Genomic DNA, 23,906 nt, shown 5'->3' with positions numbered 1-23,906 from the left:
CCTTAGTAATTTCTTGCTTTAAGTTCATGCTTGCCAAGAACGACAGGCATATAATCTAGTTCTATGTTACCGTTTTTATCCATGTAAGCCATTGTGTGCTTCAAGAAGTTCTCATCGTCACGAGTGTCGAAATCTTCTCTGAAGTGAGCACCGCGGCTCTCGTTTCTTGCAATAGCGCTCTCAACGATGAACGCTGAGTAGTCTATCATATGTCCGAACTCTATCGCCTCTTGAAGCTCAGTGTTGAACACTTTTGATTTGTCTTTGATACGGATGTTCTTAAATCTCTCTCTTAGCTCTTTGACTTTTGCTACAGCGATCTCCAGAGTCTCTTTTGTTCTAAATGCGCCTGCGTTTGCAGTCATGCACTGTTGAAGCTCTTCTCTTAGCTGAGTGATTGTTTCATTTCCGTTGTTGTTTAGAACAAAATCTATCTCATCAAGAGCTGTTTTCGCATCTTCTTCGGTCGCTTCACGAAGAGGGATAGTGTCTATCTCGTTAACCATTGTCTTACCGACAAAGCGTCCAAAGAGAAGCGCTTCTAGAACAGAGTTTGCACCCAGACGGTTCGCACCGTGAACAGATACACAAGAACACTCGCCTGCAGCATAGAACCCTTCAACGAACTCGTCATTGTTCTTGCGAACGTTTCCTGCTATATTTACAGGTATACCGCCCATTGAGTAGTGTGCAGTAGCAGAGATAAGGATAGGCTCTTTTATCATGTCCAGACCAAGGAAAGTCATTGCAAGCTCACGAAGCTCAGGGAGTCTCTCCATGATAAGATCTTTTCCTAAGTGAGTAACGTCGATGAAAACCGCATCTTTTCTAGGCCCTACACCGCGTCCTTCTCTTATCTCATTTAATATAGCACGGCTTACAACGTCACGTGAAGCAAGTTCCATAGCATTTGGAGCGTATTTCTCCATAAATCTCTCGCCAAGAGAGTTGTAAAGACGTCCTCCCTCACCGCGGGCAGCTTCAGAGATCAATACACCGTTTCCTGAGAGTCCTGACGGGTGAAACTGAACGAACTCCATATCTTCCAATGGAAGCCCGTGACGTGCTACGATCGATAGACCATCACCTGTATTTGCATGTGCGTTTGAGTTGATCTTGTAGCTTCTTGCATATCCGCCTGTAGCGAACATTACAGATTTTGCATTGAAGATGGCAACTTGAAGGTCTCTGATGTTAAAAGCGACTACGCCTGAGACCTTGCCGTCTTTGTAGATGATGTCTGCTGCGTACCACTCGTCCCAGAACTCAACGCCTACGCGGTAAGCCTGCTCATAGATAGTCTGTAGAAGCGTTAGACCAGTTCTGTCTTTTGCGTAACATGCACGAGGCGAAGATTGCCCGCCAAAAGGTCTTTGCGCGATCTTTCCATCGGCAGTTCTGCTAAATGCCGCACCCATTCTCTCAGCCCAACGAATGGTCTCAGGTGCATTTTTACACATAAACTCAACAGCGTCTTGATCAGCTAAATAGTCACTCCCCTTTACAGTGTCAAACTCATGCAGCTCAACGCTGTCTGCATCGCTAAAAGCTGCATTAACGCCGCCTTGAGCAGCTCCAGAGTGGCTTCTCAGCGGATGGAGCTTTGTTATAACTGCAACTTTTTTACCTGCATTTTGTAACTCTCTTGCAGCGGCGCATCCTGCTAGGCCCGCACCGACAATAATTGCATCGTAAGTATAAATAGGAATACCCATTAGCTTTCCTTTGTTGATTAAGAATAAAATAAGGCGGATTTTACAATTTTTAGCCTTTGTCTATAATAAAAGGTTGTTATAAAAACTCAAAATGTTCCGTTATCACTCATTTTGGGCAAAATCAGAGACTAAAAGTGTGTAGAATTGTTATAGTTGATTAGTGTATGCGGATATATAAGAAGACCCTATAACGGCTAGTTATAGGGCGATATGGTTAGAGTTCGCTGTGAGCAAGATCTTTGATCTGAGATATTTTATCTCCGCCCGTCTCTTTAGCGTATTCAAGTACTTTTTTAGCCTGTGCGATACCCTCTTCAAGAGATATGTGATTTGGTTTTATGATAAATCCGCCGCTCATTTTTACTACTATCGGTCCAAGTTCAGGAGATGTCAGTTTTAGCTCCGCAACGCTTTGACGGATGATGTCTGCATCTTTAAACGATTGCTCTTTGCTCTCTCTTGATAGAACAACCGTAAACTGGTTGTAGTCGGTTCTTGCGATCACGTCAGCAGACTGCTTGTGAAGAGAGATGGCAAATGCAACTTTTTTGAGTATGTTTTGTGTCATCTCCTGAGAGTAGACTCTGTTGGTCTTTGAAAAATTGTCGATCTCAAATATCGTCACAGATGTATAGTTCTTCTCTTTGATATTTTTCTTCTCGGCATAAGAGCTCATCAGTCCTTTTAGGTTGTTTATGCCTGTTACAGGGTCTACCATAGCAGGGTTTTCGGAGACGTCAGGCTTTCTTCTCATTCTGACCGCTATCGCTCCGGCTTCTTGCGAAAATATCTCATACCCTTTTTTGTCCACATTATATAAGTATTCAATATCCTTATATATGGAAGCCAATCTTTTTCTGTACCAAAGAGCGATAGAGAGGATCAATATAAATGCAAGATAAGTGATGTTTTTATGAATATTGAACTTCTGCTGGTTGTATGATACGGCTCTGAATATGATGTTGTTGATCTGATCGTATAGAGAGAGAAAGCTTTTATGGAGCGCCTCTTCTTTCTCTTTGTCACCGTTGTTTTTCTTTGTGTAAAAGTCGCTTGCTCTCTCGTTGAACTCTTTTGTAAGCGAGCTTAGTTTGTCTAGGTCCAAGAGGTACTCTTTTGAGTTTGAGAGTATAAATCTCTCAACAAAACTAAACTCGTACTGGTTGCGGAGCTTGTCTATGTCATGCAGAAGCTGTGTGCTTTTGCCGTTAAACTGTATAAGTGCCAGATCAAGGTCGCCCTTTGGAAGCGAGAGGAGGGAGCTTATAATTCGCTTCTGATTGTTGAGATTGTTGATTTTTTCGTATGAGTATGAGTGCTCTACCGCTGCCAGCACTCCAAACGCTGCAAACACGGTTGCCAACAAGAGAAAAAGCGATAAGTTTTGAAAAATCTTTTTTATAGAGTGCTTCATAGTAGGGTTTCCTATATAGATGGTATAATGTCCTGCTATTTTATACATATTGGCTTTAATGGTAACTTAAGGCATTTTAAGAAGTTTTATTGAATTTAGAAAATTATTTTATATCTCAGTTTAAAAACGCTCATATCGGTGATGACGGAGCTTTGATAGGCTCAACAGTCTACTCAAAAGATGCTTTTTTCGAAGATGTCCATTTTAAGAAAAAGTGGATGAGTTACTATCAGATAGCACGCAAAGCGATGATGGTAAATATCTCTGATGCGATCGCTATGAACGCAAAGCCGAAATATGCACTTCTTAGCGTTGCAATGCCCAAGTCTATGACCATGCAAGAGATGCGTGAGCTGGCATCTGGGTTTGAAGACAGTGCGGCAAAGTATGGCATCGAGATAATCGGCGGAGATACCATAGGCAATATCAAGCTTGATATTACGATAACCATCATCTCCCAAAGCGATAAGCCCCTAAAAAGGCAAGGGCTAAGATACGGCCATCTGATCGCGCATACAGGAGAGCTTGGTAGAAGTTCGAAGGAGCTTAGAAGATTGTCAAATCTTGGCAAGGTACATAAGAACTCCAAGTTTGTAAACATAAGACTAAGAGATAAGTTCGTATCTAAAGCATCACGTTACCTAAAGTGCGGGATGGATATCTCTGACGGTCTTTTTAGCGACTTGGGCAAGCTCTCATCTGCCAACGGAGTGGGGTTTCATTTTTACAAGCGCATACCAAAAAGAGTAGGGTGCAGCGGCGAAGAGTACGAGATGCTCTTCGGTTTTGACAAGAGAGACAAAAAAGCTCTCCTCAGGGTTGCAAAACTGTGTCGAACACCCATAACCATAGTCGCACAGAGTGCCAGAAAAAATTACAAAAACAGATGCAAAGCGCATCATTTTTAAACTATTAGGATCATCATGGACAGATTTTATTCGCTCTCACATTCAAGCATAGATTTTCACTTCAGACAGACACCAAGAGACTTTGTTGTCGAGGAGATGCCGCTTTACGACTTTAGCGGTGAGGGCGAGCATCTTGTACTGTTTGTCAGAAAAAAGGGACTCTCTACGATAGAGCTCGTCTCTATCATTGCCAAATATCTGGGGATTCAAAACAAAGAGATAGGTTATGCAGGACTAAAAGACAAGCACGCTATGACAAAGCAGTACATCTCACTTCATAAAAAACATGAAGCGAAGATGGATGCGTTTGAGCATGATGATATAAAGATACTCTCAAAAGCATATCACAACAACAAGATAAGAATAGGGCATCTAAGCGGTAACAGATTTTATATAAAGTTAAAAAAAGTAAACCCTACCGCGGCAAAAAAGATAGATGAGGCTCTAAAAAACATAGCGACATTCGGAATGCCAAACTTCTTTGGTTACCAGCGTTTTGGAACGGATGGAAACAACCATATAGACGGTGAGAAGATCGCAAAGGGTGAGAAGAGGGAGCGCAACCCAAAGGTGAAAAAACTTCTTATCAGCGCATACCAGAGTCATCTTTTTAACCTTTGGCTGAGCAGACGTCTTGAGATCAATGCTCTTGTGCAAAAGTTTGAGACAAAAGATCTCGAAACTCTGCTGAATATGCCAAACCATGAACTTGAAAAAATGAAGGCTCAGACTCACCCTTTTAAACTTATTAGCGGCGACATTATGGAACACTATCCTCACGGCAGACTCTTTGATTATGAGGGCAGCGAGCATGACCTTGCCAGATTTAACGAAAAAGATATATCTGTGACGGGTCTTTTGTGCGGCAAAAAAGCAAGAGTTGCTTCCGATGCGGCAAGAGTGATAGAAAAAGAGTTTGACGATGAGATAAATGCGGACGGCACAAGAAGATACGCTTGGGTGTACCCTGAGGGCGTCGAGGGAAGGTACAAAGATGAAGAGGCTCAGTATGAGCTTAACTTTTCGCTTCCAAAGGGCTCTTATGCCACGGTATTGATCGAAGAGATAGCAAAGAGAGAGATAAAGGAGTAGAGAATGAAAAAACATATTACGTCGGCGATATCGCAATCTTTTGGAAAGTTTGCAAACAGGGAGTTTGCAAAACCGATCCAGAGTTTTATAAACAGCTCTTACGTGAAGATCATGGGCTTAGATATGAGCGAATTTCATTCGCCAAGTACCTACCGAACTCTAAACGCGCTCTTTACAAGAAAGCTCAGAGAAGACAGAGAGTACTCTCTGGATAGTAAAGATTTTATATCTCCGTGCGACTCTTTTATTACTGAGTGCGGAGACATAGACGTGCGCCACGCTTTTCAGATAAAAGGGATGAAGTATCACTCCGACGAGCTTTTGGGAGAGCACTTCAGCAAAGAGGAGAAGAGCATAGTCGAAGACGGAACGTTTATAAACTTCTATCTCTCTCCAAAAGATTATCACCGTTACCATATGCCTACAAATGCAAAAGTGTTAAAAGCCGTCCATATTCCGGGTAAATTTTATCCTGTAAATATACCATCGCTAAAAAAGAGAGTAAACCTTTTTGCTGAGAACGAGAGGGTCGTTGTGCTGTGTGAGACAACAGATAAAAAGAGATTTTACATGGTGCTTGTAAGTGCGCTTAACGTAGGAGTGATGCAGGTCTCTTTTGAGCCAAAGATCAAGACAAACGCAGACGCACAGAGCAGCAGCGCGTACAGTTACGAGAGCCTGCATCTGAACAAGGGCGATGATTTCGGCTGTTTTGAGATGGGTTCGACCATCGTTATTTTGGCGCAAAAAGATATGCTTGATATTAATGTAAGAGCTGGAGAGCATGTCAGATACGGCGATACGATAGCGGAGCTGAAATAGTGTCTAAAAAAATTTTAAAATTCATACTTCTTGCTTTGGCAGCGGCAGCAGCAATCTTTTTTCTCTATGGGTATCTGGATGAGCAATCAAATAAAAATGAACTTTTAAAAGATTTTGCTTTTGGAAACGGAAGAATAGAATCAACTCAGGTAGATATTGCCACAAAGATTGCGGGACGTCTTTTAGAAGTCTATGTGAACGAGGGCGACATAGTTAAAAAGGGTCAGTTGCTGGCTAAACTCGACACTAAAGAGCTTGAAGCAAAGCTGCGCTTGGCAGAGGCTCAGACAAAGCAGGCAAAAGAGGCAAAAAATCACGCTTTGGCGGTTTATAAACAGAGAGAGAGCGAATTTGAACTCTCAGAACAAAATTTCATAAGAGCGCAAAACCTCTACAAAAAAGATGCCATCTCTCAGCTTAGTTTTGAGCAGTCGCAGAGCGCTTACAAATCGGCAAAAGCAGCGCTGCAGGCGGCAAATGCGGACATTGCACAGATGGAAGCCTCTATAGCTTCAGCAAAAGCCCAGTACGACGCCATAAAAGTCAATATAGACGAGAGTACGCTTTTGGCTCCTACGGAGGGAAGGATACTCTACAAGCTGGCGCAGAGCGGCGAAGTAGTCGGCGGTGGTCAAAACGTGCTTGTTCTGCTTGATCTTTTGGATACATACATGACCATATTTTTGCCGACAGCCCAAGCTGGAGTAATAAACTACGGCTCAGAGGCGAGAATAGTCCTTGATGCTCTAAGCGACATCGCAATACCGGCAAAAGTGACATTCATATCGCCAAAGGCTCAGTTCACGCCAAAGCAGATAGAGACGCAGGATGAGCGTGAGAAGCTTATGTTTAGAGTAAAGATCAATATTGATTACAATCTCTTAAAAGAACATATGGATAAGGTTAGAACAGGTCTCCCAGGAGTCGCCTACGTAGCACTTAGAGAGGATGCCATCTGGCCGTCAAGGCTTAGTAATCTTCCAAAAAATTATCTAAAAACAGATAAGTAATATGAACCATGTTGTCAAGATAAAGGATGTTTCGCACTTTTACAAAAAAACAAAAGCGCTTGAGAGCATAACTCTTGACATCCCCGCCGGATGCATAGTCGGGCTCATAGGACCCGACGGTGTGGGAAAATCAACTCTGCTCTCCATTATTGCCGGAGTAAGAAAGATCCAAAGCGGAAGCGTGGAGGTTCTTGGCGGCGATATCGGGAGCGCTTCGTTTAGAAAAAAGATATCTTCACGCATAGCCTATATGCCTCAGGGACTTGGAAAAAATCTCTATATGCTGCTCTCCGTATATGAAAATCTTGAGTTTTTCGCAAGGCTTTTCGGGCTTGAGAGGAGTGTAAGAGAGAAGAGAATAGATGAGCTTTTAAAGAGCATCGGTCTCTATGATTTTAAAGACAGGGCGGCAGGAAAACTCTCAGGCGGTATGAAGCAAAAGCTCGGTCTCTGCTGTGCGCTCATCCACGACCCCGATCTGCTTATACTCGACGAGCCGACAACAGGGGTCGATCCTCTCTCAAGAAGGGAGTTTTGGAAGCTTATAGAGCGCATACGAGAAACTCAAAAAGAGATGAGCATTATTATCGCCACTGCATATATGCAAGAGGCTGCACTTTTTGATTATACGGTAGCTGTGAATGATGGAGAAATACTTGCAGATACGACTCCTGCAGAGCTTTTAAAGATCACAAAAACCGACAATATAGACTCCGCTTTTATAGAACTTCTGCCAAAAGAGCATACAAGAGAGCATAAAGAGTTTGAAATCTCTCAAAAAAGCCAGATACAAAACAAGACATTGGCAATAGAAGCATCTGAACTGACAATGAAATTCGGCGATTTCACTGCCGTTGAGAATGTGAGCTTTAAGATAAAACAGGGTGAAATATTTGGTTTTTTAGGCTCTAACGGGTGCGGCAAGACGACAACGATGAAGATGCTCACGGGACTTTTGATTCCTACGCATGGAGATATCAGACTCTTTGACACTCCTATAAAAGGGCACAATCTTGAGATGAGAAAAGATGTCGGTTATATGACACAATCTTTTTCCCTCTACAGTGAACTTACACTCAAACAAAATCTATATTTGCACGCACACCTCTACCAGATAGACAAAAGCCTCATAGAAGCGAGGGTAGAGGAGATGCTTGAGCGTTTTTATATTAAAAAATATGAAGATGCTTTGGCTCATGATCTCCCGCTTGGGATCAAGCAGAGACTCTCTTTGGCGGTTGCCGTTATCCACAGGCCCAAGATGCTTATTTTGGATGAGCCGACGTCTGGTGTTGACCCGATATCCAGAGATATATTTTGGAACTTTTTGATCGATCTCTCAAGAGATGACGGCGTGACAATCTTTATATCTACGCACTTTATGAACGAGGGAGAGCGCTGCGACAGGGTCTCTTTGATGCATCAAGGGCGTGTGCTTGCAAGTGATACTCCAAAAGCTCTCGCAGAGTCGAAGAACAAAGAGAATCTAGAAGATGCCTTTGTAGAGTACCTCTACGATGCTATGGACAAAGAGCCGATGCAACAAAGCGCCATCGCAATAGAAAAAAGCACCCATAAAAAGAGCAGCGAATTTTTCTCCTTTCTTAGATTTTTCGGGTATGCCTACAGAGAGTCTTTGGAGCTATTTAGAGACCCAGTGCGTTTGGTATTTGCGCTTTTAGGCACCGTGATCTTGATGTTTGTCATGGGATACGGCATCAGCATGGATGTAAAGGATCTGAAGTTCTCCGTTCTAGACCGTGACAAAAGCCCGCAGAGCAGGGAGTATACAGAGTACATATCGGGCTCAAGATACTTTTTAGAGCAGAAGGCTCTAACCTCTTACGAGGAGCTTGATGAGAATATGAAAAGAGGGGAGGTTGCTCTTGCCATAGAGATACCGCCAAACTTCGGACGTGACCTAAAAAAGGGGCTGAATCCTGAAGTGGGTGCGTGGATAGACGGAACCATAGCTTTTAGGGCAGAGACCATAAAAGGGTATATGGAGGGGCTTCACGCTACATATTTGAGTGAGCTCTTTGGCGCAGATGCGAAACCTTTGGTCTCTGTTGAGATGCGATACCGCTACAATCAGGATTTTGAGAGCCTTAACTCGATGGTTCCCGCCGTCATACCGATTCTACTGGTCTTCATTCCTTCCATCTTGATGGCGCTTAGCGTAGTAAGGGAAAAAGAGCTTGGCTCCATTACAAACTTCTACGCCACTCCGGTTTTAAAACTGGAGTTTTTGCTTGGCAAACAGCTCCCCTACATCGTTATCAGCATGGTGAGTTTTTTGGGGCTTATGATACTTGCCGTCTATGTCTTTAAAGTTCCGGTTGCGGGAAATTTTACGGTTCTGTTCTTCGGTGCACTTCTTTTTGTAACTGCTACAACAGGACTTGGTTTTTTGATGTCCTCTTTTGCAAAGACGCAGATCGCGGCACTTGGCGGCACGGCAATAGCTACAATGCTGCCGACGGTGAGCTTTTCGGGGCTTAGAGACCCTGTTAGCTCTCTTGAGGGTGTGGGTGCGTTTATAGGCAATATCTATCCAGCCACATATTTTATCAACATAAGCAGGGGCATATTTAGCAAAGATATCGGCTTTGAGGGACACTACTTTGACTTTGTAGCCCTTGCTCTATCCATCGTCGTTATCACATCCATAAGCCTAATGCTGCTTAAAAAGCAGGAGAGATGATGAAGAAGCATATTCGGGTTATCTACCGTCTTTTTTTAAAAGAGCTCTTGACACTTTTGCGAGATAAGATCATGTTCATCTTTATCATCTATTCATTTAGCGTCGCTATTTATCTGGGAGCGGTGGAGTCATCTACGGAGCTTAATAACGCTCCTATAGCTTTTGTGGATGAAGACAGGTCCGCTCTCTCACAAAGGATCATAGACTCATTTTACAAGCCTAGGTTTATGACGCCGCAGATGATCTCATACGATGAGATAGACAAGAGGATGGATGCAGGAGTCTATACTTTTGTAGTGGTTATTCCAAACGGTTTTGAAAGAGATATATTAAGAGGGCGAAGTGTTGACGTTCAGCTAAATATAGATGCCACAAGGATGCTCCAAGCGGGAATAGGCGGCGGATATGTAGTGGCGATAATAAACCAAGAGGTAAGCACTTTCTTTGCAAAGCCTGAGATTGCTCCACAGATAGATCTGGTCACAAGTTACAAATATAACCCAAATCTTGAGAGCAGCTGGTTTGGAAGCATAAACGAGCTTATAAGCAACATCTTGATGTTCTCTATTCTTTTGGCGGGTGCTTCTTTGATGAGAGAAAAGGAGCACGGAACGATAGAACATCTTCTGGTTATGCCGCTCAATGCTTTGGAGATAATGGCGGCAAAAATAGCCTCAACGCTCTTTGTCATCATGACATGCGTGGTTTTCTCTATTTTCGTTGTTGTTGAGATATTTTTGAGTGTTCCTATTATAGGCTCTATACCTCTGTTCTTGTTCGGTACGTTCTTGGTTCTTTTCTCTACGACATCTATGGGGATATTTATGGGAACTATTACAAAGTCTATGCCGCAGTTCGGGATGATGTTCATCTTGGTGGTTCTGCCGCTTTTGATGCTCTCAGGCGGGGTGACTCCATATGAGAGCATGCCCGAGATATTGCAGTATGTGATGTATCTCTCGCCAACGACCCACTTTATGGAGGTTGCTCAGGCGATACTCTTTAGAGGAGCAGGGCTTGAGATGATCTGGCTCGATCTAATGGCTATCTTGTTGATAGGGCTATTCTTTTTCGCTTTTGCGCTTCTTACTTTTAAGAGAAGTATTGAGTAGTCAGGCTTAGGCTATACGTTAAACCTAAAGTGCATGATATCGCCGTCTTGAACGATGTACTCTTTGCCTTCTAGACGCATTTTACCAGCCTCTTTTGCTTTTGCTTCGCCGCCGCAGGCAATAAAATCTGCATACGAGATAACTTCGGCACGGATGAACCCTTTTTCAAAGTCGTTGTGGATAACTGCCGCAGCTTTTGGCGCAGTTGTGTTCTTGCGGATAGTCCATGCGCGAACCTCTTTTACACCAGCAGTAAAGTAGCTCATTAGTCCAAGTTTGTCAAAACCTTTTTGGATGATCTGCCCAAGTCCAGACTCTTCGACGCCAAGAGAGCTTAAAAACTCCTCAGCCTCATCATCATCAAGACCGACAAGCTCCTCTTCGATCTTTGCACAAAGCTTTATAAGTTCGCAGTTGTTTTTTGCCGCATGCTCTTTTAGGTCAAGCACATACTGACTGTCTTCAACCAGACCATCCTCATCTACGTTTGCACCGTACATGATCTCTTTGCCGGTTAAGAGTCTTACTTCGTGGTTTAGCTGTTTATACTCGTCACTCTCTGCTTTTGGAAAGTTTTTAGCAAGGTTGCCCTCAGCCAAGAACTCAAGAAGTTCTTCTGCCAAAGCTAGAACTCCAGCCGCATTTTTATCGGTCTTTGCCTGTTTTTTAAGTCTCTCGGCTCTGTTTTGTAAAACCTCGATGTCGGCTAAAATAAGCTCTCCCTCGATGATCTCAACATCTCTTAGCGGGTGGATGTTTCCTTCTGTGTGGACGATGTTCTCATCTTCAAAACATCTTACAATATGCAAAATCACTTCGGTCTCGCGGATGTTGGACAAAAACTTGTTTCCCAAGCCCTCTCCCTTGCTCGCACCTTTGACAAGTCCTGCGATATCGACAAAATCGAGTGTTGAGTGCTGGATACGCTCTGGATTTACGATCTTTGCAAGCTCTTGGAGTCTTACGTCCGGAACCGGAACTATTGCCTTGTTTGGCTCGATGGTACAAAACGGATAGTTTGCCGCTTCCGCGTTCTGTGCTTTTGTAAGTGCGTTAAAAGTTGTTGATTTGCCTACGTTTGGAAGTCCTACAAGACCGATGCTTAAACCCATAATTGACCTTTTGTGCTATTTTATATTTTTCGTAATGTTAGCCAAAGTATGCATAGATAACGCTTTAACGCTTAGTTTTTTATCTTCTAAGCGCCTCTCTTGCCGCTTTGTCGACTAGAGTGAAGTATTTGTCTATCTCATCTTTGTCTTCGATCCTTTTATGCCCTTTTACTTTGATGAAATCGCACTCGTAAAGGTCTGTAAGCTCATAAAACTTTCTATAAAGCGCGTGATTTTTTATGAGCATGCCTCTTCTTGTCATGTAGTGGTTTTTTTTGATCTTCTCTTCTCTGTTCTTTAGATTGATGATATTTTGGCAGTCTGTATAGACTATCACTTTTGAGTTTTTTGTAGGCAGCTTTTGCAGAGCCCACAGGAATGTCTCAAGTTCAAGTTTTGAGGAGTTTGTGGCTTCAAATCTTTTGACCTTGACCTTTAGTTTTTCAAGCGGCGCTTCAAGCTCGAATTCGCCCAAGAGCAGGTACGCACCGTAACCTACTTTTGTATGCGGGTCTACGCTTGCATCTGTAAATAAAAAGAGCGTGGGCTTGTTTATGTCAACGTACATCTGCGGCTCTTATCCTTTTGTTTTTATATTAGTTTAAAAGCGATCAGGCTTATTGCCATGACAAGCATACCGAGTGTTATTCCTGCAATGGTCGTGTGGGCATTTCCGTAGACCCTTGCGGCGGGCAAAAGCTCGTCAAACGATATATACACCATGATCCCTGCGACCATGCCAAAAGTAATACCCAGAGTCGCGTCTCCCATAAAAGGAAGAAGTATGAAAAAGCCCACAAGAGCACCTATCGGCTCTGCCAAACCCGATAGTGTCGCATACCAAAACGCACTTTTTTTGTTCCCTGTAGCGTGATATATGGGCAGGGAGACAGCCATCCCTTCGGGTATGTTATGGATTGCAATAGCAAAAGCAATTGTTATACCCACCGTAGGGTCTTCAAGAGCCGATATAAAAGTGGCGAAACCCTCCGGAAAGTTATGTATGCCTATGGCGAGTGCCGTGAAAATTCCTGTACGTTTAAGAGCAGAGTTTTTTATAAGAGAGCTTTGCGTGCCCGGTTTTAGTTCTAAGAGCTCGCTGTTGCTTTTGGTCTCATGAGGGTTTACATCTTCGGGTATGACCTTGTCTATAAAGGCAGTAAGCGCCATACCTGCAAAAAAAGCAAGAACGGTAAGTGACTCTCCCGTGAACTGGCTTGAGTAGAGCTGAGTAAAGGAGTCTCTGGATTTTGCCAAAATTTCTACAAACGAGACATAGATCATCACGCCTGCGGAAAAACCCATCCCGATGGATAGGATAGTGTAGTTTTTGCTTTTTGAAAAGAATGCTAACAGGGCGCCTATGGATGTAGAGAGCCCGGCAATCAAAGTAAGCGCAAAAGCAAATAAAAAAGTTTCAAATGATAAATCTTGCATACGAAGATTATAAGATTTTAAAAATAAATCGCGCCTTTTATCTACTCGGCATTTGCGCTTTTTCTAGGTTCTGAAAGAAAAGAGCCGCTAAAATTATAGGCTCTTTAAATATCCGCACATCAGACGGACACCGGCACCTGTCGCGCCGTAAACGTTACAATCCCATGGAGTCTCTGTATAAGCCGTGCCTGCTATATCAAAGTGCATCCATTTCTTTTTGTTCTCTTCACGGATGAACTTATCCAAAAACAGACCTGCAGTGATCGCTCCGCCGTAAGGTTTTGATGCCGTGTTGCTTATGTCCGCGATCTCGCTCTTTAGAAGCTTTTTAAGATGCTTGTTAAAAGGAAGAGAGCTTATCATCTCTCCAGTGTCGCTTCCTGCACGAGAAATATCATGCTTTAGCTTGTGAGAGTGTCCCATAAGCCCTGTCGTGTACTGTCCAAGAGCTATCATACATGCACCTGTTAGCGTTGCAAAGTCAAAGATGTAGTCCGCATTTACCGCGTCCTGCGCATAATCTAAAACGTCTGCCAACACCAAGCGGCCTTCTGCGTCCGTATTTCTGACCTCGATAGTCGTCTTGCTTCTTGAAACAAGCACGTCGTCGGGCTTGTAGGCATCTCCGCCCACCATATTCTCAACTGCGCCTATAAAAGCATGTACTTCAATATCAAGCTTCATCTCGCTCATAGCTTTTATCATACCAAGAACCGCACATGCTCCCGCTTTGTCCATCTTCATAGTTACCATTGAAGTGGCAGGCTTAAGGCTCAGTCCTCCGCTGTCATAAGTAAGACCTTTTCCCACAAGTGAGACGACTTTTTTAGGGTTTGCAGGTTTATACGAGAGATGGATCAGAGCACTTCCGTGTACAGACGCACGTCCGACCGCAAGCATAGCGTTCATATTCTCTTTTGCAAGATCATCCTCTTGAAGTATCTCGCACTCCAAAGAGTTTTCATCTGCAAGTTTTTGGGCAAGTGAGCACATGGTTTGAGGATTTACTTCTTGAGGAGCTCTGTTTACGATGTCGCGCGTAAAACAGGTAGCATTAGAGACAATGAGAGCCTCATTGAAGATAGGCTCAAGTGTAGCAAACTCCATATCCTCAACGGCTATTATAATGTTCTCTAACGCCGCTTTTTTAGCTTCTGACTTATACTCATTAAACTCATATCCGCCTAGAACGATCCCTTCTACCAAACCCGCAAGAGATGATTTGCCAACAGCGCTTACTTTTGCAGATTTGTGGTTTGAGCTCTTTAACGCCTTTATCATCGCTGCTGCGGCACTTCTTATATCGTCGCTCTTTTTGCTATCTACTCCGCAAAATATAACTCTTTTTTCATATAAGAAGCATGTTGTGTCCTGCTCCGCCTTGAAGCCGGCATTGCCGAGTATCTCAGACTCCTCGTGCCCACTTAGTTCATCTTTGTTTATAAACTCTATTTTTATCTCTGCATCTATATCTGATATATTTTTATCTACTAATTTAATATTCACAAATTTTCCTATTCATTTAATTGTCAAAGCTTAAGAGCTCTTTTGCCTGTATCATATCTTTATCTCCGCGACCGGATAAGTTTACGATAATAAGTTTGTCTTTGATATTTGGCACTTTTTTAAGGTACGCAATAGCGTGAGCGCTCTCAAATGCAGGGATGATTCCCTCTTTTTGAGAGAGCCATACAAATGCGTTCAGCGCCTCTTCATCTGTTATATAATCATAACTCACAGATTTGTTGTCGTGGTGAAACGAGTGCTCAGGTCCGATGCCCGGATAGTCAAGCCCCGCACTAATTGAATGAGCCTCCAGTATCTGACCGTCATCATCCTGAAGAAGATAACTCATCTGACCGTGCAGCACACCAGGGCGACCTTGATTAAGTGAGCATCCGTGTTGTCCGCTGCCTATGCCGTGACCGCCTGCTTCGATACCGATGCACTCAACCTCTTCATCTTCCAAAAAGTGGTGAAACGTGCCTATGGCGTTACTGCCGCCGCCGATACACGCTATGACGTGATCAGGCAGACGACCCTCTTTTTGCAATATCTGTGCTCTCGCCTCATAACCGATAATAGCCTGAAAGTCTCTTACCATCATAGGGTACGGATGCGGTCCTGCAACCGTTCCGATGATGTAAAAAGTGTCTCTCGTATTTGTCACCCAGTGGCGGATCGCATCATTCATAGCATCTTTAAGGGTCTTGCTCCCGCTCTCTACGCTATTTACTTTTGCGCCTAGCAGTTTCATACGAAAGACGTTTAGCTCCTGTCTTGCGACATCTTTCGCACCCATAAATATTTCACACTCCAAGTCTAGAAGCGCGCAGATGGTCGCAGTTGCAACTCCGTGCTGACCTGCACCGGTCTCTGCTATTATCTTTTTGTAGCCGAGTCTCTTTGCCATAAGCCCTTGCGCGATTACGTTATTTACTTTATGCGCTCCGGTATGATTGAGATCCTCTCTTTTTAGATAGACCTTCGCACCTAGTTCGTCTGATATGTTTTTAGCAAAATAGAGTGGGGAGGGGCGACCTACATAATCTTTTAGATAGTAATCTACTTCGCTCCAAAACTCTTTGTTGAAACGGATGCTTTTGTACTCCTCTTCGAGTTTTAAAAGTGCGGGCATAAGAGTTTCAGGAACATATCTGCCGCCAAAAGCTACGCTATCTTTGTCAAATGTTCCGAAGTGACCGTTCTCATCGGGGTCAAATTTTGAAAGGGAAGGTATATACATTATTTTACCTCGACCAGTGAGTAGACTTCAGTGCTTTTCTTCAACTCTTTTTGTCCCTCTAAAAAGTCAAGCGCTATGATAAAACAAGCCTCCACGCAAGATGCACCGGCTTGGTTTATAAGTTTTGCCGCAGCGTTCGCGGTTCCTCCGGTAGCTATGAGGTCATCCATAAGAAGGACTCTTGCATTTGGGATCTTGTTAAAAGCGTCTATGTGGACCTCTATCTCATCAACACCGTACTCCAAAGAGTATTTTTCGCTTATGGTGGTATATGGAAGTTTGCCTTTTTTACGGATCGGAACAAACCCTATGCCAAGCATTTGAGCAAGTGAGGCAGCAAATATGAAGCCTCTTGCGTCAATGCCCGCTATATAGTCAAGGTTGTACTCTTTATATCTTTGGTAAAGATGGTTCATAGTCACCCCGAAAGCTTCTCTGTCATTCAAGAGGGTCGTAATATCCTTAAATACAATGCCGGGTTTTGGAAAATCCTTCACATCTCTTATAGAGTTTTCTATAATTTTTCTCTCTGTGTTGCTAAGTGTCATCTTCGTTCCTTATATTATATTAGAGCGTCTATACGACCCTCTAGAGCTTTGATCTTGTTGTTAAGACGGTCGGTCTCCTGTCTGTACTTCGTATTTCTCTGCTTTAGAATTTTGAGCTCATTTTTCTGCTTTGTCAGCTCATCGCTCAATATATCAACGTTTCCAAGAGCGCGCTGAAGCTGGATCTGATACTTTCTAATAAGTATCTCCGCCTCTTGGAGCGTTAATTTCATCAAGTCGTTGTTTCTCTGCTCTTTTGTAGTAATGCTTTTAAAGTAAAACATCTTAACAAAGAGATAGACAGATAAAATAGAGAGTATAGTTAAAAGTGACCATTCTACAAACATCAGTTTTCCTTTTTAAAATTATAGCTCTTCGCCGGCGTATGCATTAGTGAATCGCTTCTATTTTTTCCACACGTCCGGTATGGCGACCGCCCTCAAAGCTTCCGCCTATCCATGCATCGACTATAGACTCGCACACGCCTTTGCCTATTATCCTCTCACCAAAACATAATACATTAGCATCATTGTGCCCTCTGGCAACAGTTGCAGTGTAGGCGTCATGACATAGTGCCGCACGAATTCCGCTGTGCCTGTTTGCCGCCATGCTCATACCGATTCCGGAGCCGCATATTAAAATACCGTGTGAGTTATTATCCGCTAAAACTGCTTTGCAAACACTTACGGCATAATCCGGATAATCAACTCTATCTCTTGAAAAAGGTCCAAGGTCTATGACTTCATGGCCTTTGTCTTTAAGCAGCTCGACCGTGTAATCCTTAAGGTCCAAGCCCGCATGGTCTGTTGCAATATAAAACTTCACTTTTTTTCTCCTTAAATTATGATAGAAGCAGCTTCAAAATAGTCTGGACAGGCATCAGAAGCAGATAATCTTTTAGCGGTGTCATAAGCACTATAAGAACTATAATTATTCCATATCTTTCATTTTTATAAAAGAACTCCGCAACGGAATTTATTTTGTATTTTAGCGAAAGATGCATTAGGAAGTGCGCTCCGTCAAATTGCGGTATGGGAAGCAGATTAAATACTCCTAGAACAACATTTATAATAACTGTCTGAAGTATAAACAGATATGCAAAAATATAAAAGAGCGAATCCGCATCGGTAGGTCTTGCCAGATTTACAAGAACGATCGAAGCTACGGCAGCCAGAGTGAAGTTATAAACGATTCCCGCAAGGTCAACCTGCATAGCTCCGTTATATCCTGCTCTGTCCACTACGGTTCTCATGTTTATAGGAACAGGTTTTGCCCAGCCAAAGAGAAATCCGCTCTCGCTGCCAAGAAGTATTGGCACAAAGTACATAGCCGCTGGAACGAGGATAGTACCTACCAAGTCAATATGCGAAATAGGGTTGATTGATAGTCTCCCTGCATTTTTCGCCGTGTTGTCGCCGTACATGTAGGCAACCCATCCGTGCATTATCTCATGTCCTACGATTGCCAGAGTTAAGGCAAAAACTGCAGCGGCGATTTTTAGAATATCAATAGATTCCATAGTCATCTTTGTCTTTTTTTATTCTCTCGGCAACGGCTCTCTCCAGATACTCTGGAGCTTCTAGGTCGGTAGGAGTTTTTCCTATACGATCCCATCTTATCTCCCAATCTTCATCTATGCTAAAGTAGATAAACCAAGGAGTCCCTTCGATATTCTCATAAGGAACAGCTCCCCAAAAACGGCTGTCATTCGAGTGGTCGCGGTTGTCGCCCATCATAAAGTAGTGATCCTCATCAACTCTTATCGGAGCAAAGTTGAAAATAGGCATAGGGTATTGACCGTTAAGAGAGATCTTCTCATCGTGATGTATTCCGGGATGTTTTTTCATATATGGATTCTTGACCCACAGTTTCTGGGCAAAAACCACGATATCCTCTTCATCAAAGTTCTTCTGTATCCACTCATCGCCTTCTCTGTGGTGCAGATAGAGGTTTTTGTCTGCTACAAAAAGCTCATCGCCGGGAAGCGCTACACATCTTTTTACAAAGTGCTGTTTAGTGTTGTGCGGCGGTCTGAAGATTACTATATCACCTCTCTCTGGCGTATCTCCGTCAAGAAGACGAAGTTTGTCGCTCCACGGCATGATCGAGACTTCCAAAAACGGAATGTGAGGCATAGAGACACCGTAGGCAAACTTCTTTGCAAACAGATGGTCTCCTATAAGAAGAGAGTCTTTCATTGAGCCGCTTGGTATTTTAAAAGCCTGAGCGATAAAAAATATAACAAAAAGAACGATGATGATCGTCCCTGTCCATGAGTTAGAAAATTTGTATGTTTTGTGTAGGATCTCTTTCATCTACTCTCTTTCATATGCATGCGCTTGTGCGGCTTTTAATGTGTTGCTAAGAAGCATTGCTATTGTCATTGGACCTACGCCGCCGGGAACAGGCGTAATGTATGAGCATTTTTGGCTCACCTTTTCAAAGTCTACGTCACCGACAAGTTTGCCGTTGTCCGCACGATTGATGCCTATGTCAATAATAACCGCACCGTCTTTTACCATATCCTCTTTTATGAGGTTTATAACACCCGCACCCACAAATATCATATCTGCATTGAGCGTATGTTTTTTCAGGTCATCCGTAAAGATATGGCATATTTCGACCGTCGCATTTGCGTTTAATAGCAGTGATGCCATAGGCTTTCCGACTATGTTCGATGCACCGACTACGACGCAGTTCTTACCTTTTACATCTATGTCGTACTCATCTAAAAGCTCCATAACTCCAAGCGGCGTACATGGAACAAAACCGTCAAGTCCGGTTGTGAGCCTTCCTACGTTGTATGGGTGAAAGCCGTCAACATCTTTGCTTGGATTGACCAGTTCAAGTATTTTGGTGGTATCTATTTGCGAAGGCAGTGGCAGCTGGATCAATATGCCGTCTATGTTCGGATTGTCGTTCATCATGGTAATGGTCTTCTCAATCGCGTCTTGAGATATATCCTCTGGCATCTCGTGAGTCACGGAGTAGAAGCCAACTCTGTCGCATGCCTTTTTCTTCATGCTTACATAAGCCGCACTTGCAGGGTCTTGTCCGACGAGTATTACTGCAAGACCCGGTACAGAGCCTGTTTTGCTCTTTAAAATTTTTACTTCGTCCGCTACGGTTTTTTCTATCTTTGCCGAGAGCGCTTTTCCATCAAGAAGTTGCATTTAAACCTCATAATATTATTTTTTTGTTATTATACCTTTATATATTAAAGTGTATGTTAAAGGATGGCTTGATGAGGGGTATGTTGTTTTTGTTGCTGCCGTTTTGGCTGTTTGCAAAAAGCAGTTTTATTACGCCCATGGAGTATGCCACCTCACTCTACAAAAATCCAAGAGGAATAGGGTGTCACAAGTGTCACGGTGAGAGCGGAGAGGGGAGAGTCGTTGCAAAGTATGAGCATAAGAACGAGAAAAAGAGCTTTGTCGGACCGCCCATAAACAGCATTAGTTTTAACGATTTTTTCACCTCGTTAAATGTCAGAAAAAATGGAATGCCAAGGTATTTTTTAACCCAAAAAGAGATCAAAGCGCTCTATTTTTATCTGCAAGAGAAAAAGAGAGAGGATGGCGCGGATGTTAAGTAATTTTGAAGAGGTAAAAGCTGCTTATGAGAGCAGAAACCTGGTAAAGCTCGATGAGTTGGCAGTTCCTACGTACAGGAAGCTAAACAGAAGAAAAGATTTCAGTTCCGTCTTAATGCTCTCATGCAACAATCTGGATCATCTGATGAAGATAGACTCTGTAGAGGCTGACTGTATAGTGTTAAATCTGGAAGACGGCGTAAGCAGAGAAGATAAGCCTTTTGGACTTGTTCTGTGCGCAATTTTCCTCTCCCACCACAAACAGTGCGACAAAAAACTTGTCGTAAGAGTCAATGCCCTTAAGGAGGGCGGGTTTGAGGAGATAGCATACTTGAGCCAGTTTATGCCCGATGCGATCAGGGTTCCAAAGATAAGAGAGGTAAAAGAGGTAGAGTCCGTTTATGAGCTGCTGGATGAAAAAACGGAGCTTCATCTCTCTATAGAGACAAGTGATGCGTGGAGAAATCTATCGCTGCTCAAGGTCGACAAAAGAATAACTACATTCTATCTCGGAATACTCGATCTTTTTGCAGATATGAAACTCCCGCAGAGCCTTATAAGAAGGGATAATCCGACCGCACTCTATATATTGTCCCATTTTTTGGTCACATGCAGAATAATAGGTGTAAGACCTGTCTCATTTGTTTATCAGGAGTATAAGAACTTGGATGAATTCAGAGAGTGGCTCTACTTAGAAAAAAATATGGGCTACGATGCAAAGGGATGTATATCTCCAGATCAGGTCTCGATCGTTAATGAAGTTTTGGTTGACGAAGAGAGGGAGATAAGAAGAGCAAAAACAATTGTAAAGCTCTTTGAACTAAAAAGAGAAGAGGGCATCACCGGCTTTGAAGATGAAGAGTTCGGATTTATAGATGAGCCTATATACAAAGGCGCTTTGGCGGTACTGAACAAAAATAGCTAGAACATCTATGGTCTGGCTAAATTGTAGTAGACGTTATAACGTACTAGTATCTTCTCCTCCGGTCTTGGATATCTGCTGTAAGCGTACTCGATCGTCTCTTTTGTCGTGTCATCAAGTACGTAGTAACCGCTTTTTTTAAGAAACTTAAAGTCGCTGATGTCACCGTTTGGATGGAGGTAAAACTCTACGACATTGGTTCTGTTGACGTTTATATCTCTTGTCAGATTAACCTGCGCGACCCTGTTTAGCACCTCTTGCGTGATCCTTCTCATGATCTCCTGATTGTCTATAAGATATTTCTGCTGACCGGGAGTTAGCTTGCCGAACATATCTCCGTATAGCTCTTTTAGGTTTGAGCTGCCTATGCTGCTACCTGAGCTCTGTTTAGCTTTTTCTTCATCTACATCTTCTTCGGATTTGTCTTCATAGAGCCAGCTGTAAGCCTCTTTCGGTTTTTGTTCTTTTTTTTCTTCTTGGGGTTTAGAGAGCTCAATATATGGTTTAGATGGCGGAACAGGCTCTATTTTAGATTTTTGGACCGGTTTCTCTTCTCTCTTTTCTTGCGGTCTGAACTCTTTTTTTGGCTGTGCGCTCTGCAACTCTTTTTGTTCTTGAATCTTCTTCGGTTCATATTTGATAGGAGGCTTTTCGTTTATGGGAGTAACCAGCTCTTTTAACTGGCTCCCCTTTGGCATAGGCGGTGCAATCGGCGTAGGTTTTTTTGTGACCTCTTTCTTGTCTCCGGCATCTTTTGATATTTTTGGCATCTCTTTTAGCGAGACCTTTATTTTGTTCTGTGGCTCTTTTTGCTCCTTTTTTATCTCCGGTGCGATAGTACCCAAAAGCCAGAATAGCAGTAGCAGTACAAAGTGGATTAAAAGTGCAACAAACAGGGCAAAAGAGGAGCGATTCAAAGCATAATATCCAGTCGTTAAAATTTGAAATATTATAACTAATATAGATTAATACTACTTTGCTATAATGACAAAAAAATATTAAGGGTGTTTAATGAGTGTAGATGGTTCACTAAAAGCTTTTAAACAAGCGCAAGATTTAATTCCGGGGGGCGTTAATTCGCCTGTAAGAGCATTCAGCAGTGTCGGGGGGACACCTCTGTTCATAGCAGAGGGAAGCGGTGCTTACTTGACGGATATTGACGGAAACAGATATGTTGATTTTGTTCAGAGCTGGGGGCCTCTTATTTTTGGTCATAGAGACGAGGCAATAGAGAGTGCGGTTATAGATGCCGTAAAACACGGTCTTAGTTTTGGAGCTCCGACTCAGGCAGAGAGTGATCTGGCACAGCTGGTTATCTCTATGTTTGACTCAATAGATAAGATAAGATTCGTAAGCAGCGGAACAGAGGCTGTAATGAGCGCTATACGTCTTGCCCGCGGATATACGGGGCGTGATGACATCGTAAAATTCACCGGGTGTTATCATGGACACAGCGACTCTCTTTTGGTTCAAGCGGGAAGCGGTGCGGCAACATTTGGAAATCCAAGCTCACCGGGCGTGCCTGCGGATTTTACAAAACACACGTTACTGGCAGAGTATAACAATATTGAGAGCGTAAAGAAGTGTTTTGCCGACTCTAAAGATATTGCGTGTGTAATTATTGAGCCAATAGCAGGTAACATGGGTCTTGTTCCTGCAGATAAAGAGTTCTTGCATGAGCTAAGAGCGCTTTGTGATGCAAACGGCACTCTTTTGATCTTTGATGAAGTTATGAGCGGTTTTCGCGCTACCGTTAACGGTGCAGAGTCTATTACAGGCGTGAGACCTGACATCGTGACCTTGGGTAAGGTCATAGGCGGCGGGATGCCTGTGGGTGCGTTCGGCGGACGTGCAGATATTATGGCAAAGCTCTCACCTGAAGGACCTGTTTATCAGGCAGGAACTCTAAGCGGAAACCCTGTTGCCATGGCAGCGGGACTTGCGGCGATCTCAAAATTGAAGAAAAACGCACAGGTCATCTCTGTTTTAAACGAAAGAGCAAAAAGATTGGTAGAGGGAATGCGCAAAGAGGCTGAGTCTTGCGGCATACCGATGCAGATAGACACCAGAGGAAGCATGTTCGGTTTCTTCTTCAATGACAAGCCTGTCAAGAACTTTGCAGATGCGTGCAACTCCGATGCCCAGCTGTTTGCCAAATTTCACTCTAAAATGCTTCAAGAGGGCTTCTACTTCGCATGTTCTCTTTATGAGACGGGATTTATTTCAACCGCTATTACCGATGAGATGATCGAAGATACCATTAAAGCAAGCGCGAAAGTATTTAAAGAGATAACCAACAATGCATAACAGTGATAAAGAGGAGCAAAAAGCTCCCAGAATAAAGCCAATAATCGAAGCAGCAGACAGCCTCTCTTTAGGAATTTCTATGGTTGTGGCCGTACTTATGGGTGTCGGTATCGGGATTTTGCTTAAAAATTTAACCGGTGCTACTTGGACTCTATGGATAGGCGTTTTCATAGGTATTGCAGCAGCGGTACTAAATGTATATAAAGCCTACTCAAAGCAGTACAAAGATTATGAAGAGCTTGCAAAACAGCCTCGTTATGCCGCAAAGAAAAAACTCGAAGATGACGAAGATGAGGATGAGAGTGAAAAAAACTATTAAGTTTTTAGTTATAGTTGAGTCTCTTATCTTTCTGACAAATATAATCTCCTTTGAGTTTTACATAAATCTTCAGATAGCCTCTTTAAGCAGCTTCTTTATAATTGCAGGTTCTGCTTATGCCTACAAAAAAATGGTAAAAGAGCAGA

General features: G+C 43.0%; 24 protein-coding genes. 10 read left to right on the top strand and 14 right to left on the bottom strand.

Annotated elements, in window-relative coordinates; translation table 11 throughout:
* Positions 1–2: 2 nt before the first annotated feature.
* Positions 3–1,715 carry a succinate dehydrogenase flavoprotein subunit gene (gene sdhA, locus RBR61_RS07870; RefSeq protein ID WP_320343365.1) on the bottom strand — a complete coding sequence of 571 codons (1,713 nt, stop codon included), beginning with the start codon at positions 1,713–1,715 and terminating at the stop codon, positions 3–5.
* Between the two features lie 214 nt (positions 1,716–1,929).
* Positions 1,930–3,129 carry a diguanylate cyclase gene (locus RBR61_RS07865; RefSeq protein ID WP_320343363.1) on the bottom strand — a complete coding sequence of 400 codons (1,200 nt, stop codon included), beginning with the start codon at positions 3,127–3,129 and terminating at the stop codon, positions 1,930–1,932.
* An 89-nt stretch (positions 3,130–3,218) separates the two neighbouring features.
* On the opposite strand from RBR61_RS07865, the gene RBR61_RS07860 reads away from it, so the two are divergent.
* The 6 genes from RBR61_RS07860 to RBR61_RS07835 are packed head-to-tail and all read left to right on the top strand — an operon-like array spanning position 3,219 to position 10,777.
* On the top strand, positions 3,219–4,037 hold the full coding sequence (locus RBR61_RS07860) for a thiamine-phosphate kinase (protein WP_320343362.1): 819 nt from the start codon (positions 3,219–3,221) through the stop codon (positions 4,035–4,037).
* Positions 4,038–4,052: 15 nt separating this feature from the next.
* The gene (gene truD, locus RBR61_RS07855) at positions 4,053–5,129 is read left to right on the top strand and encodes a tRNA pseudouridine(13) synthase TruD (protein WP_320343360.1); all 1,077 of its coding nucleotides are present in this window, start codon (positions 4,053–4,055) and stop codon (positions 5,127–5,129) included.
* Between the two features lie 3 nt (positions 5,130–5,132).
* Positions 5,133–5,951 carry a phosphatidylserine decarboxylase gene (locus RBR61_RS07850; RefSeq protein ID WP_320343359.1) on the top strand — a complete coding sequence of 273 codons (819 nt, stop codon included), beginning with the start codon at positions 5,133–5,135 and terminating at the stop codon, positions 5,949–5,951.
* Positions 5,951–6,961, top strand: coding sequence for an HlyD family efflux transporter periplasmic adaptor subunit (locus RBR61_RS07845; RefSeq protein ID WP_320343356.1), 1,011 nt, complete (start codon positions 5,951–5,953; stop codon positions 6,959–6,961). The genes RBR61_RS07850 and RBR61_RS07845 overlap by 1 nt, the downstream gene beginning before the upstream one ends.
* Before the next feature lies 1 nt (position 6,962).
* Complete coding sequence (gene rbbA, locus RBR61_RS07840; protein ID WP_320343354.1) at positions 6,963–9,665, top strand: ribosome-associated ATPase/putative transporter RbbA; 2,703 nt, start codon at positions 6,963–6,965, stop codon at positions 9,663–9,665.
* On the top strand, positions 9,665–10,777 hold the full coding sequence (locus RBR61_RS07835) for an ABC transporter permease (protein WP_320343352.1): 1,113 nt from the start codon (positions 9,665–9,667) through the stop codon (positions 10,775–10,777). Before rbbA ends, RBR61_RS07835 begins: the two co-directional genes overlap by 1 nt.
* Positions 10,778–10,788: 11 nt before the next feature.
* Here the strand turns inward: RBR61_RS07835 and ychF are convergent, their stop codons facing one another.
* From ychF to folD, 11 genes are all read right to left on the bottom strand, one after another.
* Complete coding sequence (gene ychF, locus RBR61_RS07830; protein ID WP_320343350.1) at positions 10,789–11,889, bottom strand: redox-regulated ATPase YchF; 1,101 nt, start codon at positions 11,887–11,889, stop codon at positions 10,789–10,791.
* A gap of 79 nt (positions 11,890–11,968) precedes the next feature.
* Entirely contained in the window at positions 11,969–12,457 is a 489-nt protein-coding gene (locus tag RBR61_RS07825) for an RNase H family protein (RefSeq protein ID WP_320343348.1), read from the bottom strand.
* A 23-nt stretch (positions 12,458–12,480) separates the two neighbouring features.
* Entirely contained in the window at positions 12,481–13,326 is an 846-nt protein-coding gene (gene zupT, locus RBR61_RS07820) for a zinc transporter ZupT (protein ID WP_320343346.1), read from the bottom strand.
* 93 nt (positions 13,327–13,419) lie between these two features.
* Entirely contained in the window at positions 13,420–14,832 is a 1,413-nt protein-coding gene (locus RBR61_RS07815; RefSeq protein WP_320343345.1) for a leucyl aminopeptidase, read from the bottom strand.
* 16 nt (positions 14,833–14,848) lie between these two features.
* Entirely contained in the window at positions 14,849–16,072 is a 1,224-nt protein-coding gene (trpB, locus tag RBR61_RS07810; RefSeq protein ID WP_320343344.1) for a tryptophan synthase subunit beta, read from the bottom strand.
* Positions 16,072–16,620: an adenine phosphoribosyltransferase gene (locus RBR61_RS07805; RefSeq protein WP_320343343.1), complete on the bottom strand. Its 549-nt coding sequence runs from the start codon at positions 16,618–16,620 to the stop codon at positions 16,072–16,074. The genes trpB and RBR61_RS07805 overlap by 1 nt, the downstream gene beginning before the upstream one ends.
* Positions 16,621–16,634: 14 nt before the next feature.
* Positions 16,635–16,967, bottom strand: coding sequence for a hypothetical protein (locus RBR61_RS07800; RefSeq protein ID WP_320343341.1), 333 nt, complete (start codon positions 16,965–16,967; stop codon positions 16,635–16,637).
* Between the two features lie 43 nt (positions 16,968–17,010).
* Entirely contained in the window at positions 17,011–17,445 is a 435-nt protein-coding gene (rpiB, locus tag RBR61_RS07795) for a ribose 5-phosphate isomerase B (RefSeq protein ID WP_320343340.1), read from the bottom strand.
* 16 nt (positions 17,446–17,461) lie between these two features.
* Positions 17,462–18,139, bottom strand: a complete 678-nt coding sequence (locus RBR61_RS07790; RefSeq protein WP_320343416.1) for a site-2 protease family protein — start codon at positions 18,137–18,139, stop codon at positions 17,462–17,464.
* A complete protein-coding gene (gene lepB / locus RBR61_RS07785) occupies positions 18,126–18,935 on the bottom strand; it encodes a signal peptidase I (protein ID WP_320343339.1) in 810 nt (269 codons plus the stop codon). Before lepB ends, RBR61_RS07790 begins: the two co-directional genes overlap by 14 nt.
* On the bottom strand, positions 18,936–19,793 hold the full coding sequence (gene folD, locus RBR61_RS07780) for a bifunctional methylenetetrahydrofolate dehydrogenase/methenyltetrahydrofolate cyclohydrolase FolD (protein ID WP_320343338.1): 858 nt from the start codon (positions 19,791–19,793) through the stop codon (positions 18,936–18,938).
* A 71-nt stretch (positions 19,794–19,864) separates the two neighbouring features.
* Between folD and RBR61_RS07775 the strand changes: the two genes are divergently transcribed.
* Positions 19,865–20,215 (top strand): cytochrome c, encoded by a 351-nt coding sequence (locus tag RBR61_RS07775; RefSeq protein WP_320343337.1) that lies wholly within the window; start codon positions 19,865–19,867, stop codon positions 20,213–20,215.
* Complete coding sequence (locus RBR61_RS07770; RefSeq protein WP_320343336.1) at positions 20,205–21,137, top strand: aldolase/citrate lyase family protein; 933 nt, start codon at positions 20,205–20,207, stop codon at positions 21,135–21,137. Before RBR61_RS07775 ends, RBR61_RS07770 begins: the two co-directional genes overlap by 11 nt.
* A gap of 5 nt (positions 21,138–21,142) precedes the next feature.
* Here the strand turns inward: RBR61_RS07770 and RBR61_RS07765 are convergent, their stop codons facing one another.
* On the bottom strand, positions 21,143–22,051 hold the full coding sequence (locus tag RBR61_RS07765) for an energy transducer TonB (protein WP_320343335.1): 909 nt from the start codon (positions 22,049–22,051) through the stop codon (positions 21,143–21,145).
* 94 nt (positions 22,052–22,145) lie between these two features.
* Here RBR61_RS07765 and hemL point away from each other — a divergent pair, with 94 nt between their 5' ends.
* Together hemL and RBR61_RS07755 are read left to right on the top strand one after the other, a co-directional pair.
* Positions 22,146–23,441, top strand: coding sequence for a glutamate-1-semialdehyde 2,1-aminomutase (gene hemL / locus RBR61_RS07760; protein WP_320343334.1), 1,296 nt, complete (start codon positions 22,146–22,148; stop codon positions 23,439–23,441).
* Positions 23,434–23,760 (top strand): AtpZ/AtpI family protein, encoded by a 327-nt coding sequence (locus tag RBR61_RS07755; RefSeq protein ID WP_320343332.1) that lies wholly within the window; start codon positions 23,434–23,436, stop codon positions 23,758–23,760. The genes hemL and RBR61_RS07755 overlap by 8 nt, the downstream gene beginning before the upstream one ends.
* Positions 23,761–23,906 lie beyond the last annotated feature (146 nt).

The organism is Sulfurimonas sp., assembly GCF_034005705.1.
Taxonomy (GTDB): Bacteria; Campylobacterota; Campylobacteria; order Campylobacterales; family Sulfurimonadaceae; genus Sulfurimonas.
The sequence above is the reverse complement of the archived record's forward strand: the minus strand, read 5'-3'. Positions and strand labels throughout refer to the sequence as shown.

Bases quoted from the DNA above. Each gene is read 5' to 3' on its own strand.
- sdhA (WP_320343365.1), bottom strand. From the start codon at position 1,715: ATGGGTATTCCTATTTATACTTACGATGCAATTATTGTCGGTGCGGGC.
- RBR61_RS07865 (WP_320343363.1), bottom strand. From the start codon at position 3,129: ATGAAGCACTCTATAAAAAAGATTTTTCAAAACTTATCGCTTTTTCTC.
- truD (WP_320343360.1), top strand. From the start codon at position 4,053: ATGGACAGATTTTATTCGCTCTCACATTCAAGCATAGATTTTCACTTC.
- RBR61_RS07850 (WP_320343359.1), top strand. From the start codon at position 5,133: ATGAAAAAACATATTACGTCGGCGATATCGCAATCTTTTGGAAAGTTT.
- rbbA (WP_320343354.1), top strand. From the start codon at position 6,963: ATGAACCATGTTGTCAAGATAAAGGATGTTTCGCACTTTTACAAAAAA.
- RBR61_RS07835 (WP_320343352.1), top strand. From the start codon at position 9,665: ATGAAGAAGCATATTCGGGTTATCTACCGTCTTTTTTTAAAAGAGCTC.
- ychF (WP_320343350.1), bottom strand. From the start codon at position 11,889: ATGGGTTTAAGCATCGGTCTTGTAGGACTTCCAAACGTAGGCAAATCA.
- RBR61_RS07825 (WP_320343348.1), bottom strand. From the start codon at position 12,457: ATGTACGTTGACATAAACAAGCCCACGCTCTTTTTATTTACAGATGCA.
- zupT (WP_320343346.1), bottom strand. From the start codon at position 13,326: ATGCAAGATTTATCATTTGAAACTTTTTTATTTGCTTTTGCGCTTACT.
- trpB (WP_320343344.1), bottom strand. From the start codon at position 16,072: ATGTATATACCTTCCCTTTCAAAATTTGACCCCGATGAGAACGGTCAC.
- RBR61_RS07805 (WP_320343343.1), bottom strand. From the start codon at position 16,620: ATGACACTTAGCAACACAGAGAGAAAAATTATAGAAAACTCTATAAGA.
- RBR61_RS07800 (WP_320343341.1), bottom strand. From the start codon at position 16,967: ATGTTTGTAGAATGGTCACTTTTAACTATACTCTCTATTTTATCTGTC.
- RBR61_RS07790 (WP_320343416.1), bottom strand. From the start codon at position 18,139: ATGGAATCTATTGATATTCTAAAAATCGCCGCTGCAGTTTTTGCCTTA.
- lepB (WP_320343339.1), bottom strand. From the start codon at position 18,935: ATGAAAGAGATCCTACACAAAACATACAAATTTTCTAACTCATGGACA.
- folD (WP_320343338.1), bottom strand. From the start codon at position 19,793: ATGCAACTTCTTGATGGAAAAGCGCTCTCGGCAAAGATAGAAAAAACC.
- RBR61_RS07775 (WP_320343337.1), top strand. From the start codon at position 19,865: ATGAGGGGTATGTTGTTTTTGTTGCTGCCGTTTTGGCTGTTTGCAAAA.
- RBR61_RS07770 (WP_320343336.1), top strand. From the start codon at position 20,205: ATGTTAAGTAATTTTGAAGAGGTAAAAGCTGCTTATGAGAGCAGAAAC.
- hemL (WP_320343334.1), top strand. From the start codon at position 22,146: ATGAGTGTAGATGGTTCACTAAAAGCTTTTAAACAAGCGCAAGATTTA.
- RBR61_RS07755 (WP_320343332.1), top strand. From the start codon at position 23,434: ATGCATAACAGTGATAAAGAGGAGCAAAAAGCTCCCAGAATAAAGCCA.